This is a genomic window from Phenylobacterium sp. (genome assembly GCF_044358365.1).
Lineage (GTDB): Bacteria > Pseudomonadota > Alphaproteobacteria > Caulobacterales > Caulobacteraceae > Phenylobacterium.
This window is the reverse complement of the sequence record NZ_JBIKNZ010000021.1, coordinates 13,507-31,710: the sequence shown is the minus strand read 5'-3', so window position 1 is coordinate 31,710 and position 18,204 is coordinate 13,507. Positions and strand designations below refer to the sequence as shown.

13 protein-coding genes are annotated in these 18,204 nt (G+C 65.1%); 4 read left to right on the top strand and 9 right to left on the bottom strand.

The window, feature by feature from the left end:
* Positions 1-15 precede the first annotated feature (15 nt).
* Together ACIQ3B_RS08110 and ACIQ3B_RS08105 are read right to left on the bottom strand one after the other, a co-directional pair.
* Entirely contained in the window at positions 16-930 is a 915-nt protein-coding gene (locus tag ACIQ3B_RS08110) for a sterol desaturase family protein (RefSeq protein ID WP_397401399.1), read from the bottom strand.
* Entirely contained in the window at positions 927-1,316 is a 390-nt protein-coding gene (locus ACIQ3B_RS08105) for a hypothetical protein (RefSeq protein ID WP_397401397.1), read from the bottom strand. The genes ACIQ3B_RS08110 and ACIQ3B_RS08105 overlap by 4 nt, the downstream gene beginning before the upstream one ends.
* A 133-nt stretch (positions 1,317-1,449) precedes the next feature.
* Here ACIQ3B_RS08105 and ACIQ3B_RS08100 point away from each other — a divergent pair, with 133 nt between their 5' ends.
* Positions 1,450-2,565: a beta-ketoacyl-ACP synthase III gene (locus ACIQ3B_RS08100; protein ID WP_397401395.1), complete on the top strand. Its 1,116-nt coding sequence runs from the start codon at positions 1,450-1,452 to the stop codon at positions 2,563-2,565.
* Positions 2,566-2,789: 224 nt separating this feature from the next.
* On the top strand, positions 2,790-4,508 hold the full coding sequence (locus tag ACIQ3B_RS08095) for an amidohydrolase family protein (RefSeq protein ID WP_397401393.1): 1,719 nt from the start codon (positions 2,790-2,792) through the stop codon (positions 4,506-4,508).
* 21 nt (positions 4,509-4,529) lie between these two features.
* Here the strand turns inward: ACIQ3B_RS08095 and ppdK are convergent, their stop codons facing one another.
* The 4 genes from ppdK to ACIQ3B_RS08075 all read right to left on the bottom strand — a co-directional run bounded on the left by ppdK (position 4,530) and on the right by ACIQ3B_RS08075 (position 11,491).
* Positions 4,530-7,223 (bottom strand): pyruvate, phosphate dikinase, encoded by a 2,694-nt coding sequence (gene ppdK / locus ACIQ3B_RS08090; RefSeq protein WP_397401392.1) that lies wholly within the window; start codon positions 7,221-7,223, stop codon positions 4,530-4,532.
* Positions 7,224-7,238: 15 nt separating this feature from the next.
* Entirely contained in the window at positions 7,239-9,509 is a 2,271-nt protein-coding gene (glyS, locus tag ACIQ3B_RS08085; protein ID WP_397401390.1) for a glycine--tRNA ligase subunit beta, read from the bottom strand.
* 2 nt (positions 9,510-9,511) lie between these two features.
* Entirely contained in the window at positions 9,512-10,396 is an 885-nt protein-coding gene (locus tag ACIQ3B_RS08080) for a glycine--tRNA ligase subunit alpha (protein ID WP_397401388.1), read from the bottom strand.
* 525 nt (positions 10,397-10,921) lie between these two features.
* Positions 10,922-11,491: a fasciclin domain-containing protein gene (locus ACIQ3B_RS08075; protein WP_397401386.1), complete on the bottom strand. Its 570-nt coding sequence runs from the start codon at positions 11,489-11,491 to the stop codon at positions 10,922-10,924.
* A 390-nt stretch (positions 11,492-11,881) separates the two neighbouring features.
* Here ACIQ3B_RS08075 and ACIQ3B_RS08070 point away from each other — a divergent pair, with 390 nt between their 5' ends.
* Entirely contained in the window at positions 11,882-12,220 is a 339-nt protein-coding gene (locus ACIQ3B_RS08070; RefSeq protein ID WP_397401384.1) for a P-II family nitrogen regulator, read from the top strand.
* Positions 12,221-12,244: 24 nt separating this feature from the next.
* Positions 12,245-13,780: an ammonium transporter gene (locus ACIQ3B_RS08065; protein WP_397401382.1), complete on the top strand. Its 1,536-nt coding sequence runs from the start codon at positions 12,245-12,247 to the stop codon at positions 13,778-13,780.
* A gap of 64 nt (positions 13,781-13,844) precedes the next feature.
* Here the strand turns inward: ACIQ3B_RS08065 and ACIQ3B_RS08060 are convergent, their stop codons facing one another.
* The 3 genes from ACIQ3B_RS08060 to ACIQ3B_RS08050 are packed head-to-tail and all read right to left on the bottom strand — an operon-like array spanning position 13,845 to position 18,108.
* Positions 13,845-14,720 carry a 4-(cytidine 5'-diphospho)-2-C-methyl-D-erythritol kinase gene (locus tag ACIQ3B_RS08060; RefSeq protein WP_397401380.1) on the bottom strand — a complete coding sequence of 292 codons (876 nt, stop codon included), beginning with the start codon at positions 14,718-14,720 and terminating at the stop codon, positions 13,845-13,847.
* Positions 14,721-14,723: 3 nt separating this feature from the next.
* Positions 14,724-16,409 (bottom strand): tetratricopeptide repeat protein, encoded by a 1,686-nt coding sequence (locus tag ACIQ3B_RS08055; protein WP_397401378.1) that lies wholly within the window; start codon positions 16,407-16,409, stop codon positions 14,724-14,726.
* A gap of 37 nt (positions 16,410-16,446) precedes the next feature.
* The gene (locus ACIQ3B_RS08050) at positions 16,447-18,108 is read right to left on the bottom strand and encodes an electron transfer flavoprotein-ubiquinone oxidoreductase (protein WP_397401376.1); all 1,662 of its coding nucleotides are present in this window, start codon (positions 18,106-18,108) and stop codon (positions 16,447-16,449) included.
* Positions 18,109-18,204 lie beyond the last annotated feature (96 nt).

The window sequence follows — 18,204 nt, the reverse complement described above, 5'->3', positions numbered from 1 at the left end:
TCAGATTGTCGCGCTTCAGGTTCCGGCTTCCGGTTCCGGAGCGGCCCGGGCCTGTTGCTGGCGCCAGGTCGCCTTCAGGGTCACGCTGGTGTCTCGACTGCCGTCGTGGCTCCAGCCCGGGCGGCCGAAGATGTAGCCCAGAGCGTGGCGCGGGTGCCGCACGACGTCGGCCGCCATGCCGATCCACTCATGAAAGGCCACGCGCAGGATATTGAAGGTGGCCAGGTTTTTCACGGTCCCGTAGCGGCAGGGTTCCTTATCCAGCTCTGGCTGGAAGGTGCCGAACAGCCTGTCCCAGATGATCAGGATGCCCGCGTAGTTGCTGTCGAGGTAGCGTGGATTGCGGGCGTGATGGACCCGGTGATGCGACGGTGTGTTGAACACCGCCTCGAACCACTTCGGCATCCGGCGGATCGCCTCGGTGTGGATCCAGTACTGATAGACAAGGCTGATCCCCTTCTGGATGGCGATCATCGCCGGCGGGAACCCGAGGAACGCCAGCGGCAGCCATAGCGCCCAGGTTCCGGCGATGCCGCCGGTCCAGGTCTGACGGAGCGCCGTCGACAGATTATAGTGCTGGGACGTGTGGTGATTGACGTGCGCCGCCCACCAGAATCGCCGCTCATGGCTGAGGCGGTGGAACCAGTAATAGGTCAGGTCCTCGAGCAGGAAGATCGCCGCCCAGGCCCAGATCGCCGTCATCGGGATCTCGAACAGGCGATGCTCATAGACCCACAGCGTGGACGCCACGACGAGGCCAGCGGTCAGCAGGCCCGCTGCGCCGGAGAACAGCCCCATGCCCAGCGACACCGCCGTGTCGCGCGCCTCGTAGTTGGCCTTCACCTTGCCCAGGCGCGCCAGAACAATCTCCAGGATGATAGTGACGATGAAGATCGGCGTCGCCAGCTGGACCGGGTTGAAGTCTTTCACGCGGCCAGATCCTTCGGCGGCCATGAGGGCAGACTGATGGTCGCGACAGGTGCGGAAATGTCCGAGAGATCGATGCGCAGACGGCCACTCCGGAAGCTGGACGACACCGCCTGGGCCCAGGGAATCTGCCGCGCGGCAAAGCCGTCTCCCACCCGACAGAGCACCAGCGCCATTCCCCCGGAACGGGCAAGTGCGCCCGCGCCATCGGTGGCCACCCACACCTGATCCAGGGACCGACCCGGGAACTCCTCGGCCAGGATCTCCTGCGCTCGCGCCTGGTTCAGCGGTCCGACCGGTCTGGCGATCCTGGCCCAGGCCGCCAGCCCCACCAGCACCGCCACCGCCGCAGTCGAAGCCGCCAGTTGAATCAGATAGGCCTTGTCCACCCTGCCCCCGCATCTTGATCCCGCAAACCTGGGCGGGCGACGGATCGGGGTCAAGGAAAACGCGATCTGCGACTCTGGCCGTGACGCCCGCCACGGTCGTGCTATCAGACGCCCAAAGTCCGGGAGTCGTTTTATGATCAATGCGGTGATCGCCGCCACGGGGCTCTATACGCCGCCCCAGAGCCTCTCCAACGCCGAGTTGGTGGAAACCTTCAACACCTACGTCGAGCGTTTCAACGCGAGCCACGCCGCCGAGATAGAGGCCGGAGAGGTTCAGGCGCTGATTCCCTCCTCCGCCGAGTTCATCGAGAAGGCCTCGGGCATCAAGTCGCGGTTCGTGGTCGACAAGAGCGGTCTGGTCGACCCTGAGCGGATGACCCCCAACATTCCGGAACGGTCGAACGAGGAGATCTCGGTCCTCGCCGAGATAGCGGTCGAGGCCGCGCGCGAGGCGATCGCCCGGTGGGGCAAGCCGATCTCCGAGATCGGCGCTGTGATCTGCGCGGCGTCGAACATGCAGCGCGCCTATCCGGCCATGGCCATCGAGGTGCAGCAGGCGCTGGGCATCGAGGGCTTCGCCTTCGACATGAATGTGGCCTGCTCGTCGGCTACGTTTGGCATCAAGACGGCGGCCGATTTCGTGGCGTCTGGCTCGGCGCGCGCCGTGCTGATGGTGAACCCCGAGATCTGTTCGGGCCACCTGAACTTCCGGGATCGCGACAGTCACTTCATCTTCGGCGACGTGGCGACGGCGGTGATTGTCGAGGCTGCGGATCAGGCGACCGGCGGCTGGGATATTCTCGGAACCCGGCTCAAGACCCAGTTCTCCAACAGCATCCGCAACAATTTCGGCTTCCTGAACCGCGCCGCGCCTGAGGGCATCGGGGCGACGGACAAGCTGTTCGTCCAGGAGGGCCGCAAGGTGTTCCGCGAGGTGGTGCCGATGGTCTCGGAAATGATCGTCGAGCACGCGGGCGACATCGGCATCGATCCCCAAGCCCTGAAGCGCATGTGGCTGCACCAGGCCAACATCAACATGAACGTCATGATCGGCAAACGTGTGCTGGGCCGCGACCCGGCGCCCGGCGAGAACGTGATCATCCTGGATGAGTATGCCAACACTTCGTCCGCCGGCTCGATCATCGCCTTTCACAAGGCCAATGAGGACTTTGCGGCGGGCGAGACCGGCCTGATCTGCTCATTCGGCGCGGGCTACTCGGCCGGCACGGTGTTTGTGCGGAAGCGGTAGGGCCTTACCACCCGCCGGGGGTTTCGCCCGAAGAGCGGGGGATAGAGAGGGTAGACCCCATCCATCGAATACGTTTCGAATGGATGTTGCGCGGAGCGTGAAGCTTGTACCCTCCACCACTACCTCTACGAGGCGCGGTTGCCATTGGCCGGGGAAAATGCAGACAGCGAGCCGGTTGTCAGGTGTATTCGCCGTAAGGTTCCAGCGTTTGGGAGGAGACTGCAATGTTACGTGGGGCGTTGCTTGGGACGGCTATGGCGATGGCAGGCGCGGTCGCGGGCGCCGCAACACCGGCCTATGACCTGATCGTCCGGGGCGGCGCTATCTACGACGGCTCGGGCGGCGCCCCGGTGCGGGGCGATGTCGCCATCAAGGGCCAGCGAATTATCTGCGTCGGCGCCTGCGAGGGCCAGGCGGCCAAGGTCGTCGACGCCACGGGCAAGGCGGTCGCGCCGGGCTTCATCAACATGCTGTCCTGGTCGAACCAGAGTCTGATCCAGGATGGTCGCGGCCTGTCCGTTCTCAAGCAGGGCGTCACCCTGGAGGTGATGGGCGAAGGCAACTCCATGGGGCCGCTGAACCCCCAGATGAAGCGTGAGGCGCTGCAGCGCCAGGGCGACATCAAGTATCCGGTCAACTGGACCACCCTCGATGAGTACCTGCGATTCCTGGAGGCGAAGGGCGTCTCGGTGAACGTGGCCTCGTTCATCGGGGCAGAGACAGCGCGGGTTCATGTGCTGGGGGAAGGCAATGTGGACCCGACCCCGGCGCAGCTTCTCCAGATGCGCCAACTGGTCGTCAAGGCGATGGAAGATGGCGCCATGGGCGTTGGATCATCGTTGATCTATGCCTCCGGTAACTTTGCCGAGACCGACGAACTGGTGGCGCTGACCACCGAGGCCGGGCGCTGCGGCGGCATGTACATCAGCCACATGCGTTCCGAGGGAAACCGGCTGCTGGAAGCCATCGACGAATTGATCGAGATCTCCCGGCGATCCGGCGCACCGGCCGAGATCTACCACCTGAAGCAGTCGGGTCGCGACAACTGGGGGAAACTCGACGCGGCGATCGCCCGCATAGAGGCCGCTCGCGCGGAGGGCCTGCGGATCACGGCGGACATGTATAACTACCCTGCCGGCTCTACCGGGCTGGACGCAGCCATGCCCGTCTGGGTGCAGGCCGGCGGCTACGAAGCCTGGGCGCAGCGGCTGAAAGATCCAGCGACGCGGGCTCGCGTGCTGACGGAAATGCGCGACACCAAGGGAAACTTCGAGAACCTGATGCTACAGGCCGGTGCGGAGGGCACCCTGCTGGTGGGGTTCAAGAATCCGGCGTTGAAGCCCCTCACGGGCAAGACCCTGGCGCAGGTCGCCAGGGATAGGGGCGTCAGTGTTCAGGACGCGGCCATCGACCTGGTGATCGAGGACGGCAGCCGGGTGCAGGTGATCTACTTCCTGATGGACGAGGCCAATGTGGCGCGCCAGACCGCCCTGCCCTGGATGAGCTTCGGCTCTGACGCGGAGGGCCGCGCGCCGGAGGGGCCGTTCCTGCTCTCGTCCACCCACCCACGCGCCTACGGGAACTTTGCCCGGCTGCTGGCAAAGTATGTGCGCGAGGAGAAGCGGCTTTCGCTGGCAGAGGCGATCCGCAAGCTGACGTCGCTGCCGGCGCACAATCTGGGTCTGCGGGACCGGGGGATGCTGAAGGTCGGGAACTATGCCGATGTGGTGGTCTTCGACCCCGCGACGATACAGGACCACGCCACGTTCGAGAAACCGCAGCAGTTCGCCACGGGTGTCAGTGAGGTGGTCGTCAATGGCGAGCTGGCGCTTGAAGGCGGCGAGGCCACGACGGCGCGGCCGGGCCAGGTGGTGCGCGGGCGTGGCTGGACGGGCTGGAAGGACGGCGGGTGTCGGGTGAGTACGAAGGACTGGAGCTGGTAGGTCGACGCCTCGCGCGCTGACCTACCGGTCCTTCTCCCGCTCGCCGATCGCCGCCTGGGCTGCGGCCAACCTTGCGATCGGCACGCGGTAGGGGGAGCAGCTGACGTAATCCAGGCCCACGCTCTCGCAGAACTGGATCGAGGCCGGATCGCCGCCGTGTTCGCCGCAGATGCCCAGCTTGACATCGGCACGCACTGCCCTGCCCCGCTCGGTGGCGATGCGGATCAGGTCGCCCACGCCTTCCTGATCGAGGGTGACGAAGGGATCGCGTTCAAAGATGCCCTTGTCGATATAGGCGTTCAGGAAGCGGCCACTGTCATCGCGGCTGATGCCGAAGGTGGTCTGGGTCAGGTCGTTGGTGCCAAAGGAGAAGAACTCGGCGTGCTCGGCCAGGTCGCCGGCGCGGATAGCGGCCCGGGGCAGTTCGACCATGGTGCCGACCATGTATTCGATGGAGACGTCGCGCTCGGCGAGCACTTCTTTTGCGGTACGATCGGTGAGTTCGCGCAGGAACTTCATCTCCTCGCCCTTGGCCACGAGGGGATGCATGATCTCGGGGATCGGCGCGGGGCGGCCGTCGGCGACCACCTGGCAGGCGGCCTCGATGATGGCGCGGACCTGCATCTCGTAGATCTCGGGATACGATACGCCCAGCCGGCACCCGCGGTGGCCCAGCATGGGGTTCACCTCGTGCAGTTCCTGGGCGCGGCGCAGCAGCTTGGTCGGATCAAGTCCCGTGGCCTCCGCCACAGCTGTGAGATCGTCCTCGGAGTGCGGCAGGAACTCGTGGAGCGGCGGGTCGAGCAACCGGATTGTCACCGGCAGACCCTCCATGATCTTGAAAAGCTCGACAAAATCCGCGCGCTGCATCGGCAGGATCTTGGCCAGCGCCGCCTTTCGGCCCGCCACATCATCGGCCAGGATCATCTCGCGCACCGCGGCGATCCGCGCGGGATCAAAGAACATGTGCTCGGTGCGGCAAAGGCCAATGCCCTCGGCGCCGAACTGGCGGGCCACCTGGGCGTCGAGCGCGGTTTCGGCGTTGGCGCGAACCTTCAGTCGCCGAACCGAATCCGCCCAGCCCATGAGCGCACCGAAATCGCCGGAAAGCTCCGGCTCGATCATCTTGACCACGCCCTGCAGCACCTCGCCGGTAGAGCCATCGATGGTGACGATGTCGTAGGCGCGGATGGTCTTGCCGCGCGCCCGGAACTCCCCGGCTCGCTTGTCGATCTGGATTTCGCCGGCGCCGGACACGCAGGGTCGGCCCATGCCGCGCGCCACGACGGCGGCGTGACTGGTCATACCACCGCGGGCAGTGACGATCCCGCGGGCAGCGTCCATGCCGCGGATATCCTCGGGGCTGGTCTCCTCGCGCACCAGGATCACCGCCTCGCCGGCCAGGCCCAGCTTTTCGGCTTCCTCGGCGGTGAAGACCACCTTGCCGGTGGCCGCGCCGGGCGACGCCGGCAGTCCGGTTGCGATGACGTCGCGCGGGCTGGCCGGATCGATGGTCGGGTGCAGCAGCTGGTCGAGCGACGCCGGGTCCACCCGCATCACCGCCTCGGCGTGGGTGATCAGGCCCTCGTTCGCGAGGTCAACGGCGATCCGCAGCGCCGCCTTGGCGGTGCGCTTGCCGTTGCGGGTCTGCAGCATGTAGAGCCGGCCCTGCTCGACCGTGAACTCGATGTCCTGCATGTCGCGGTAGTGGGTCTCAAGCCGCTCCACCACCGCCTTGAACTGGGTGAAGACTTCCGGCAGCGCCTCTTCCATCGACAGGTTGTTGTCGCCCATCTCCTCGCGAGCGATGCGGGTCAGCGGTTGCGGCGTACGGATGCCGGCCACCACGTCCTCGCCCTGGGCGTTGATCAGGAACTCGCCGTAAAGACGGTTGTCGCCCGTGGAAGGATTGCGCGTAAAGGCCACGCCGGTGGCCGAGCCGTCGCCCATGTTGCCGAACACCATGGACTGGATGTTGACGGCGGTGCCCCAGCTTTCCGGGATATCGTGCATGCGGCGATAGAATTTGGCCCGGTCGTTCATCCAGCTGGCGAACACCGCGCCCACCGCGCCCCATAGCTGTTCGGGTGGATCCTGCGGGAAGGGTCGGCCAAGCTCACGCTCCACCGCGTCCTTGTAGTCGGTGACGACAGCTTCCCAGTCCTCGGCGGTCAGGCCGGTGTCGACATAGACCTCGAGGCGATCCTTGTGGTCGTCGAGGATCTCTTCGAACAGGTGGTGATCCATGTTCAGGACCACGGCGGAGTACATCTGAATAAACCGCCGATAGCTGTCGAAAGCGAAGCGGCGATCCCCGGACAGCTTCGCAAGACCCTCGACGGTCTGATCGTTGAGGCCCAGGTTCAGGACGGTGTCCATCATGCCCGGCATGGAGGCGCGTGCGCCTGAGCGCACCGAAACCAGCAGCGGATTGGCGGCATCGCCAAAGGCCTTGCCGGTGATCGTCTCAACGGCCTTCAGGCCGTCGGCGACCTGTTCGCGCAGGCCAGGGGGATAGGACTTGTCGTTCGAATAGTAGTGGACGCAGGCCTCTGTCGTCACGGTGAAGCCTGGAGGGACGGGCAAGCCCAGCGACGACATCTCGGCCAGGTTGGCGCCTTTGCCCCCCAGCAGGTCCTTCATCGAGGCGTCGCCGTCGGCAGTCCCGCCGCCGAAGGCATAGACCCAGCGCGTCTTCACCATCGTTTCGGCCATTCCCAGCACCTTCTATCAGCCCGTAACCTGAGCAAAGTCCGCCACTTGCCCCATGGCATCGCGCACCTTCGCCAGCAAACGAAGGCGATTGTCGCGCTCGTCTGATACATCCGAATTTACTAACACCTTGTCGAAGAATGCATCGACGGGCCCACGAAGTTTCGAAAGCTCGCGCATGGCGCCGGCGAAATTCTCGGCATCGAGCGCCGCATCGAGTTTGGTCTCGAGGTCGTCGACGGCGGAAATCAACGCCATCTCCTCGGGCGATGAGGCCGCCATCCGCACGGGCGCGCCGGTGGGCAACGGCCCCTTCTTCTCCTCGGCCTTGAGGATGTTGACCGCGCGCTTGTAGCCAGCCAGCAGATTGACCCCGTCCTCGGTTTTCAGGAAGGCGTCCAGCGCGTTCACCCTGGCGACCACCCGCACAAGGTCATCGTCGCCAAGGGCGAAGATCGCGGCGACCAGATCGTGCCGCTGGCCCCGATCCCGCAGCCACACCTCCAGCCGGTCAGCGAAGAAGGCGACAACCTCGCCAACGACCTCGTCGTAGGGCCGGAACTGGAACAGCACCTCGCCCTCGGGCTTCTCCCGCTCGAGGCGGTCGAATTCCAGGTCAACCTCGCGGTCCATCGCCACGACCTGCGGCACACCGTCCAGCAGCGCCTCGTCGAATTCACGCAGATAGACCGAGAACTCCTGCGACTTCGCACGCCCGCGCGCGCCCAGATGGGCCGTCAGCTTCGGTGTGGCGACCCACAGCGCCCGACCTGGATCCACGAAGCAGCGGAGCGAGCGATACCAGTCGGCGACAACCTCACGCAGCGGGAGGCGCAACTCGGAACCAAGCACGATCCGGATCACGCCCAGGGCCGCACGGCGAAGGGCGTAGGGATCGCGCGATCCCGTGGGCTTCTCACCAATCGCGTAGAAGCCGACCAGGGTGTCCAGCTTCTCCGCCAGCGCCACGGCCATGCTCACCGGCCGGTCGGGAACCTCGTCCGAAGGACCAGCCGGTCGATAGTGATCGCGGATGGCCTCGGCAACCAGGGGGCTCAGCCCCTCGGCGGTGGCATAGTAGCCCCCCATCACGCCCTGGAGTTCGGGAAACTCGCCCACCACGCCTGTGGTCAGGTCTGCCTTGGCGAGGCGCGCCGCCTGGATCGCCTTGGCGGGATCGGCGCCGACGCGAGGCGCCAGGGCCTCTGCCAGCATCTCCAGGCGCTCGACGCGCTCGTACATGGCGCCCAGTTTGGCGTGGAAGGTAACGCCCCTCAGTTTTTCGAGGCGTCCTTCCAGGGTCGTCTTGCGGTCCTCGGTCCAGAAGAAACGCGCGTCAGACAGGCGGGCCGAGAGCACCTTGGCGTTGCCGAGCGCAATGGTCTTGCCGCCATCCGTGGCGTCGATGTTGGCCACGGTGACGAAATGAGGCGCCAGATTGCCGGTGCGAGGATCGCGCACGGCGAAATAGCGCTGATGTACGCGCATCGAGGTGCGTATCACTTCCGGGGGGAGATCCAGATAGACCGGGTCCATATCGCCCAACACCGGGATCGGCCACTCGACCAAGCCGGCCACTTCGTCCAGCAGGCCGGCGTCCTCGACCAGCTCAAGATTGCGGGCGAAACAGAGCGTGCGCGCCGCCTCCAGGATGCGATCCTTCCGCTCCTGCGGATCCAGCACCACGAAATGCTTTTCCAGCTTCTCGGCGTAGGCGTCGAAGTCCTTCACGGTGAACGGCTGGCCGGAGCCCATGAACCGATGGCCCTCGGTGACATTGCCGCTGGCGATGCCGTCGATCTGGAAGGGTACAATCTGGCCGTCGAAAACGCACAGGATGCGCCGCAGCGGTCGCACCCAGCGCAGCTTGCTGACGCCCGAGACCATCGACTTGGGCCATGGAAAACTGCGGACAATCGCTTCGACCATCTCCGCGACAATCTCTGGCGTCGGACGGCCGGGCTTGTGCAGGTGGGCGTACCAGATGCCTTCCCGTTCGGTGAGGTCGCTCTTCTTGAGTCCGGTCTTGCGCAGGAACCCTTCCAGCGCCTGTTCCGGGGCGTTGCTACGTGGGCCCTTGACCTCTTCGTGGCGATCTTTCTGGGCTTCCGGCAGCCCTTCAGCCACCAGGGTCAGCCGACGGGCGCCAGCAAACGCCGTCAGCGCCTCGGGCAGCAAACCCTCGGCAGCCAGGCGCTCGCGCGCCATGCGTTCCAGATCCTTCGCCGCCTGCGCCTGCATGCGCGCGGGGATTTCTTCGGAGAGCAGTTCGACAAGCAGTTGGGGCATGATCAGGCGTTCCCGCCCTGCGACCCGACCCAGGCCTCGGCGCACATCTTTGTCAGATCGCGGACGCGACCGATGTAGCTCTGGCGTTCGGCAACCGCGATGGCACCGCGCGCGTCCATGATGTTGAACAGGTGACTGGCCTTCAGCACATGGTCATAGGCCGGCAGGGCCAGAGATTGCCCCTGACGCCCCTTGTGACCCAGAATTCTGACGACCTCGCGCTCCATATCCTCAAACTGACGCTTGCAGGTGGCCACATCGGCGACCTCCAGTTCAAAGGCCGAGAACTGCTGTTCATTCGCCAGGTAGATGTCGCCGTAGGTGAACTGGTCGTTGAACTTCAGGTCGTACACGTTGTCCTTGTTCTGGAGATAAAGGCTCAGGCGCTCCAGACCGATGGTCAGTTCGCCCGCGACCGGGAAAACGTCCAGTCCGCCCACCTGCTGGAAATAGGTGTACTGGGTGATTTCCATCCCGTCGCACCACACCTCCCAGCCCAACCCCCAGGCGCCGACCGTGGGGTTCTCCCAATCGTCCTCGACAAAACGAATGTCGTGGACTCCGGGGTCGATGCCGATGGCCTCCAGACAGCCCAGATAGAGTTCCTGCAGGTTCTCGGGGTTGGGTTTCAGGATCACCTGATACTGGTGATGCTGGTGCAGGCGGTTGGGATTCTCCCCATAGCGTCCGTCGGACGGGCGACGGGAGGGCTGCACATAGGCCACCTTCCAGGGTTTTGGCCCCAGCGTCCGCAGGACCGTCATCGGCGAGAGGGTGCCGGCGCCGACCTCGACGTCATAGGGTTGCAGGATGGCGCAACCCTGACGGCTCCAATAGTCGTGCAGTTTCAGGATCAGGGCCTGAAACGAAAGCGGTTCATTCGGCATGGTCGGGGGGCTGTTCGCAGGTGCAAAAAAGTCGGCGGACCATAGGGCCCCACTGCAATCGCTTCAACCCGCCCAAACGCGCGAAACTGTGAGGCCCTAATTCCCCCTGGCATCCGAGCGTTTACCGGCGCGGGACATGGGCTGGCCATACTTCGCGCGGTTCTCCGGCGTGTCCGCAACTGGGCCGTTCGTGACCACCGTGTCGGTCAAGGTCGCGCTGCCCACCCGGTAGGTCACGGACCTTGAAGCCGCCGCAGTTACATCATCCGGTAGGGGTGCCGCCGTCGCAGACAACGCCGCCGGCGCCGTTGCCACAACAGGGTTCGGCGCAGGGACCGCCGATTGGCTTGCATCGTTCGCTGGGGTCTGAGCGTTCGCCGTCCCCGCCAGAAAGGCGACAATTGCTATGGCGGCAAGTGCTGCAAGGCGCATCGTCTGAACTCCGGTTGGCAGGCGAACGTCGGACGTGAGTCCAACGCCTGCCAACCCCTACGGTTCAGACGGCCTTAGCGTTCCGTGATTTTATCAGGAGCTGGGCGGCGTGGGGGCCGCCGCTGCTTCAGCGGCCGGCGCCGGATCAACAGCTCCCTGGCCAGACACCAGCACCTTGTCGACAATCTGCAGCAGCCCGCTCCCGGTCTGCAGATCCGCCTGGACGATGGTGGCGGCGTCCACCTTCAGCGCACCGGCCTCATCGGTGCCGTCGAGAAGGATGGTGTCGCCGGCGCCCGAAGGGATGGGCCCCTTCACGCCCTTGATCTTGTCCGAGGTGATCGGCGCATTCACCACGTGGTGCAGCACAAATTTCTGCATCGCGGCCTTGTTGGCCTTCAGATTGGCCAGATCTGCGGCGGGCATGGCGGCGAAGGCGGCGTCCGTGGGCGCGAAGACGGTGAGGTTCTTGTTGGTCCGGAGCAGACCCGCCAGGTTGGTGGCGTCGATCCCGCCGACAAAGGTGGTGAACTGGCCGGAAAGCTTGAGCGTGTCCACGAGGTCGCCCTGCACGGCGACTGGGGTCGCAGCCTGGGCCGAAAGACCTGGAGCTACGATGGCCGCGGCCAGGACCAGAGCGGAGAAGAAACGGTTGGACGACATTCGGGATCCTTGTGGTTTCGGCAGGGGCCGCTCTTTGGCCACGCAGCGTCGCCGCCGCATTGGGTGGAATTGAAGCCTAGATCAAGACCGCGCCGGATTTAAGACGACCAGCGGGCGCGTCAAGGACCACATGGTCACGGATTGTTAACCGCCCAGCCGCCCTCGGGGCCTATTTCCGCTCAAAAATTGCACATCCGCTGAGTTTGCCGCCCATAAAAGCAGCGCTACGGGGCATCTTCACGAAAGCGTAAATCCAGCGGGCGGGTCCAGACCTCGCCCGACATAGCGTTCATTTCGATCACTGTGGCGGGGCTCAAAGCAGTTCGCAGGGGTCGATGAACACTTGAGAGGGGTTGGCCCACCCATCGGGCCGAACGCGGGAGCGAGCTGATGAAACTCATCATGGCGATCGTCAAACCGTTCAAGCTGGATGATGTGCGCGAAGCGCTCGTCAACGCCGGTGTGGAGGGTCTCACGGTCTCGGAAGTCAAGGGATACGGCCGTCAAAAGGGTCAGACCGAAATTTACCGGGGCGCCGAATACCAGATCAATTTCTTGCCAAAGGTGAAGCTGGAGGCCGTCGTCGATGACGCCGCCGCCGCCAAGGCCGTCGAGGCCATCAAGGCCGCCGCCGCCACCGGCAAGATCGGTGACGGAAAGATCTTCGTCCTCGACGTCTCGGAAGCCGTGCGCATCCGGACGGGCGAGACAGGCTCAGCCGCGCTCTAGCGAACGGGACAAGGGACAATGCTTATGAAATTACTTGGAAAACAGCGACTGGCCGGGCTGATGCTCGCCGTCGCCATGGCTGGAGCGCCGTTCGCGGCGCCAGCCTTCGCTCAGGACGCTGCGGCGCCTGCCGCTGCGGTCGCAACCCCGGAAGCAGCCGCGGTCGCTGCCGCGCCTGAAGCTGCGGCGCCGGCCGTGGTAGCCCCGGCTGCTGAGGAAGCGCCCGCACCGCTTGCGCCGAATAAGGGCGACACGACCTGGATGCTCACCTCGACCATCCTGGTTCTTTTGATGATCCTGCCCGGTCTGGCCCTCTTCTACGGCGGCCTGGTTCGGCAAAAGAACATGCTGTCGATGCTGATGCACGTCTCGATCGTGACGGTCATCGGCATGATGGCCTGGGCGTTCTGGGGCTACTCGCTGGCATTCACGGATGGCGGCGGCCTGAATAAGTTCATCGGCGGAACGAGCAAGTTCCTGCTGAGCGGCGCGGTTTTCAACGCGGAGGGCGCCTTCACCAATGTGGAGACGTTCTCCAAGGACGTGGTGATCCCGGAAGTGGTGTTCGTCTGCTTCCAGATGACATTCGCGTGCATCACCGCGGCGCTGGTCCTGGGCGGTGTGGCCGAGCGCATGAAGTTCGGCGCGGTTGTGCTCTTTGCCGTCCTGTGGCCGCTGCTCTCCTACTATCCCATGGCGCATATGGTTTGGTGGTGGGCTGGCGCGACCTCCGGCTTTGGTCAGACGGCGGACGCGCTCGCAGCGGGTGCAGGTCAGATCTGGGCCTTCGGCGCGCTTGATTTCGCCGGCGGTACGGTGGTGCACATCAATGCGGGTATCGCGGCCCTGGTCGGCGCCCTCATCCTTGGACCGCGCAAAGGCTATCGGTCTGAGCCGATGCCGCCCCACTCCCTGACCCTGACCCTGGTCGGCGCAGGTCTCCTGTGGGTGGGCTGGTTCGGCTTCAACGCCGGTTCGAACCTCGAGGCCAACGGCTACGCGGGTCTGGCAATGATCAACACCCTCCTGGCCACTGCTGCGGCCGGCTTCTCGTGGGCCATGGTTGAGTGGGTCACACGCAAGAAGGCTTCGATGCTGGGCCTGGCTTCAGGTCTCGTCGCCGGTCTCGTTGCGGTGACGCCTGCGGCAGGTTTCGCGGGTCCGGTGGGCTCCATTATCCTTGGCCTTCTGGTCAGCCCGATCTGCGTGTTCTTCTGCTCCACCATCAAGAATGCGCTGAAGTATGACGACAGCCTGGACGCCTTCGGCATTCACGCGGTCGGCGGGATCGTCGGCGCCATTGCCACCGGCATTCTGGTCAATCCGGCGCTGGGCGGCGCGGGTGTGGTCGACTTCACCAACGGTAGCGTTGGTTACGACGCCGGCTTCCAGATCATGGCGCAGATCAAGGCCGTGCTTCTCGCCATCGCCTGGTCGGGCACCGCCAGCGCTATCGTGTTCTTCCTGATCAAGTTCACCATTGGACTGAAGGCGTCGCCCGAGGCCGAGGAAGAGGGTCTCGATATCGTCGAGCACGGCGAGCGCGCCTACGCTTCCTGACCATCGAGGCAAGTACAGCGTACGGAACGGGGGTCCTTCGGGGCCCCCGTTTTCGTTTGGGATCTCAGTCCCAGGGGCCGCCCAGGCGGCAACGTTTGATCCACCACTGCGGGGCCATCGCCTCCAGCCGTTCGGCCAGGGTCTCAACGGCGAAGTCGTCTTCGCAGATGGCGAAACAGGTGCCACCCGACCCGGACACCCGGGCCAGCAGCACCTCAGGCTCACCACGGAGCGTGTCCAGCACCGCGCCGATCCCGGGTTCCACGGAGATCGCCGCCGGCTCCAGATCGTTCGCCATCAGGGAAAGCCAGGCCGCCACTTCCGTCACGGATTCGAACGTATCAGGCATGGGCGGCGGGTATACGGCGCCAAAGCCGCCCATCTCATCGAACGCCCGGTAGACGGCCGGGGTCGATACGGGCGGCCCAGCGTTGACCAGAAGGGTCGGCAGGTGCGGAAGACCGGGTGCTGCGGACAGGCGCTCTCCCTGCCCTTGCGCCAGCACAGGTCGCCCCCACAGGCAGGCTGCACCATCCGCCCCCAGGCTGGCGGCCACGCGTTCCAGCCGCGCATCGTCAAAACCCGGCGCAAAGACATCCCGGATCAGCCGCAAGGCCGCACCCGCGTCGCTCGAGCCACCACCCAGCCCACTGGCGATGGGCAGTTGCTTGTCGAGGACAAACGCCATCTCCGACATTGGCCGGCCAAGTTCGGCGACAAACGCCCTCACCGCCCGGATGATCAGGTTATCGGGTTCGCGCCCCAGCCCGCGCGCGAACGGGCCATGGGCGATCAGGCTCCCCTCGCCCAGTTCAACACTCACCGTATCGCCGATGTCGGCGAAGGCCATCAAGCTGCACAGCGGATGATAGCCGTCAGGCGCCGGCGCGCCGACATGCAGGAACAGGTTGACCTTCGCCGGCGCCAGCCTTGCCGGCATCGCCTATTGTCCGGCCAGCTTCGGCGACGGGCCGAGGCCTGAGGCCAGCTTCTTTTCGGCGTCAGCCTTGATCTTGTCGTCGGGTTTCAGCGTCAGGACCCGGCGCCATTGGAACACAGCCTCGTCCTTGCGCCCCACCATCCAGTAGGCGTCGCCGAGATGATTGTTGATTTCGGGGTCGCCGGCTTCCAGCTCAATGGCCTGTTCTATGACTTCCACGGCCTTCCTGTAGTCTCCGAGCCGGTAATGAGCCCAGCCGAGACTGTCGATGATGGCGCCTGAGCGCGGGTTGGCGGCGAGCGCCTTCTCGATCATCGCCATCGCCTCTGGAAGGCGTTCGCCTCGATCAATCCAGCCATAGCCCAGATAGTTCAGCAACTCGCCCTCATCCGGGCGCAGCCGGATCGCCTGCAGCAGATCGGCCTCGGCCTCCTTCCAGCGGTCCATTCGGCCATAGGCGCGGCCGCGGGCGTAGTAGAGCTGCCAGTCCGCATCCTGACCGGACGCAAGTTCAGCATTCCAGATCGCTACCGCAGCGGCGTCATCGCCGTTGGCCGACAGCAGGTCCGCCAGGGTCAGCCTGCCATCCCGAACGCCCGTGGCCGCAGCGGCGCGCGCCAGCTTGAGCGCCTCGACCTTGTCGCCTGCGCTCTGATAGCTCCAGGCCAGCTTGGACTGACCCGACGCAAACTCCGGCGCCCCGGGACGGGGGCGCAAATAGGCCGCACGGGCTCCGGTTGTATCCCCCTGCTGCTGCAACAGGTCACCCAGCATCAGCCAGCCGTCATTCCTGTCCGGATCGAGCCGCAGCGATAGCCGCAGATAGGCCAGACCCACCTGGGTTTGCTTGTTGGAAATGAGCGTAACCGCCGGCGCCAGCATCGCAAACGCAGCGCCTTGCTGGACGGTAGGCGCAGCCGGCGGTGGCTTTCGCGTCGCCGCGCGCGACCTTGCCGCCTTCAGGGCGAGGTTATCGGGGTTTCGCCTGAGCGCCGCATCATAGAGCGCCAGGGCGTCAGGCCGCCGGCCCCGCCGCTCCAGAAAACCGCCATAGGCGCTGACGGCGATCTCGGTGGGAGACTCACCTCCGGTAACCGCCTTGAAGTTGGTCTCGGCCTCATCGTAGCGGCGCGCACGCTCGAACAGATGCGCCTGACCGATCTGGCCGAAGTAATCGACGGCGCCGTCACCGCGAACCGTGGGGCGCACAAGCGAGCCCTCAAGGTCACCCAATGAGGCGGCGACCCAGGGCGAGAGCAGCGCCACAGCGCCGCGATGCGGAAAGCCGATCCCGTCGTTACCGATCACCTCGCGGGCCACCTTGCCCTTGCCCTCGGCCAGCGCCTCTACGGCGCGGGTGAGGCGGCCCATACGGCGGCCCTGATCGGACGCACCGTCGCCGTCGGGCGCCAGAAGAGCGGCGCGTTCGATATCACCGGCGAGCAAAGCGGCGGTGAAGGCGCGCTCCGTGACGGCGGGGTCGACCGCGCCCTGGGCCTTGGCCAGTTCAAGCAGGCGCAGAGCCTCGCTGTTGCGACCGTCGCCCAGCGCCGAACTGCCGGCCAGGAACAGGCCGTAGGCGCTGCCTGGCGCGCCCAAAGCCACGGTCTCCACCCCCCTGGGAGGCGCCGTCGCGCAGGCAGAGACCAGAAACAGCGGCAGGCAGGCGGCGGTGAGGAGGTGACGCATGACCCTGAACTTGGGCGCGCCGGACGCGCGCCGCAACTCACATATTCGGATAGTTGGGTCCGTCGCCGCCCTGAGGTGTCGTCCACACGATGTTCTGCGACGGATCCTTGATGTCGCAGGTCTTGCAGTGGACGCAGTTCTGGAAGTTGATCTGGAACTTCGGGTTCTGGCCGTCGGCGTCGGTCAGCACCTCGTAGACGCCAGCCGGGCAGTAAAGGCGTGCGGGCTCGCCGTACTTCGGCAGGTTCACACCGATCGGCACCGAGGCGTCGCGCAGGGTCAGGTGCGCGGGCTGATTCTCATCGTGGTTGGTGCTCGAGAGGAAGACAGACGACAGTTTGTCGAAGCTGAACACGTTGTCGGGCTTCGGATAGGTGATCGGCTTGTAGTCCTTGGCCAGGCCCGTGGACTCCGCGTCGCTCTTGCCATGCTTCAGCGTGCCCCAGGGCGACCAGCCGCCCAGCAAGGTGGCGATGATTCCGTCCATACCGCCAAGCAAAAGGCCAGGAATGGTCCCGAACCGCGACCACAGTGGCTTGACGTTGCGCACTGACCAGAGTTCCTTGGCGATCGACGATTTCTGATAGGCAGTTTCATATGCCGTCAAATCGTCGCTCGAGCGCCCCGCTGATATCGCCTCGAAGGCGGCTTCCGCGGCAAGGATGCCGCTCTTCATCGCATTGTGACTTCCCTTGATGCGCGGCAGATTGACCATGCCGGCCGAACAGCCCAGCAGCGCGCCGCCGGGGAAGTAGAGCTGCGGCAGAGATTGGGCGCCGCCTTCGGTGATCGCGCGTGCGCCGTAGGAAATACGCTTGCCGCCCTCGAGGTAGGCACGAATGCTCGGGTGGGTCTTGAACCGCTGGAACTCATCGAAGGGCGACAGGAAGGGGTTCTTGTAGTTCAGGTGCAGCACGAAGCCGATGGCCACGTAGTTGTCCCCGAAGTGGTACATGAACGAGCCGCCGCCGGTGGCGTTGTCCAGCGGCCAGCCGAAGGTGTGCTGGGTCAGGCCGGATTCAAACACCGCGTCAGGAACCTGCCAGAGCTCCTTGATGCCGATGCCGAACTTCTGCGGCTCCCGTCCATTGGTGAGGCTGTATTTGGCCTGGAGCTGTTTCGCCAGGGAGCCGCGCACGCCTTCCCCGATGAAGGTGTATTTGGCGTGCAGTTCGAGACCGGGCTGATAGTCCGCAGTCGGCTGACCATCCTTGCCGATGCCGAAGACGCCGGCCACCACGCCCTTGACCGACCCATCGGCGTTGAACACCAGCTCAGACGCCGCCATGCCGGGGTAGATCTCCACGCCCAGGCCCTCGGCGTAGGTCCCCATCCAGCGACAGACATTTCCGAGCGAGGCGATGTAGTTGCCGTGGTTCAGCATCCACTTGGGGAACGGCAGGAAGCTGATATCCAGCTCGCCCATCGGACCCAGCATCACCCACTTGTCGCGGGTGACCTTGGTTTCCAGAGGAACACCCAGTTCCTTCCAGTTGGGCAGCAGGTCGGCGATGCCACTGGGATCGATGACCGCGCCGGAGAGAATATGCGCGCCGACCTCGGATCCCTTTTCCAGCACCGCAACCGTCAGGTCGGCGTTGAGCTGTTTCAGCCGGATCGCGGCGGCCAGGCCCGACGGCCCCGCGCCCACGATGACGACATCATATTCCATGGCTTCACGTTCCACGGCTTCACTCATGCTCTTCCTCTCGCCTCCCCGCGCGTCGAATGCGGCCTGCGCGATGACGTCGTTGATCCTGTTGCAGTCTTATCGGAATGTGACGGCCCGGCGGTC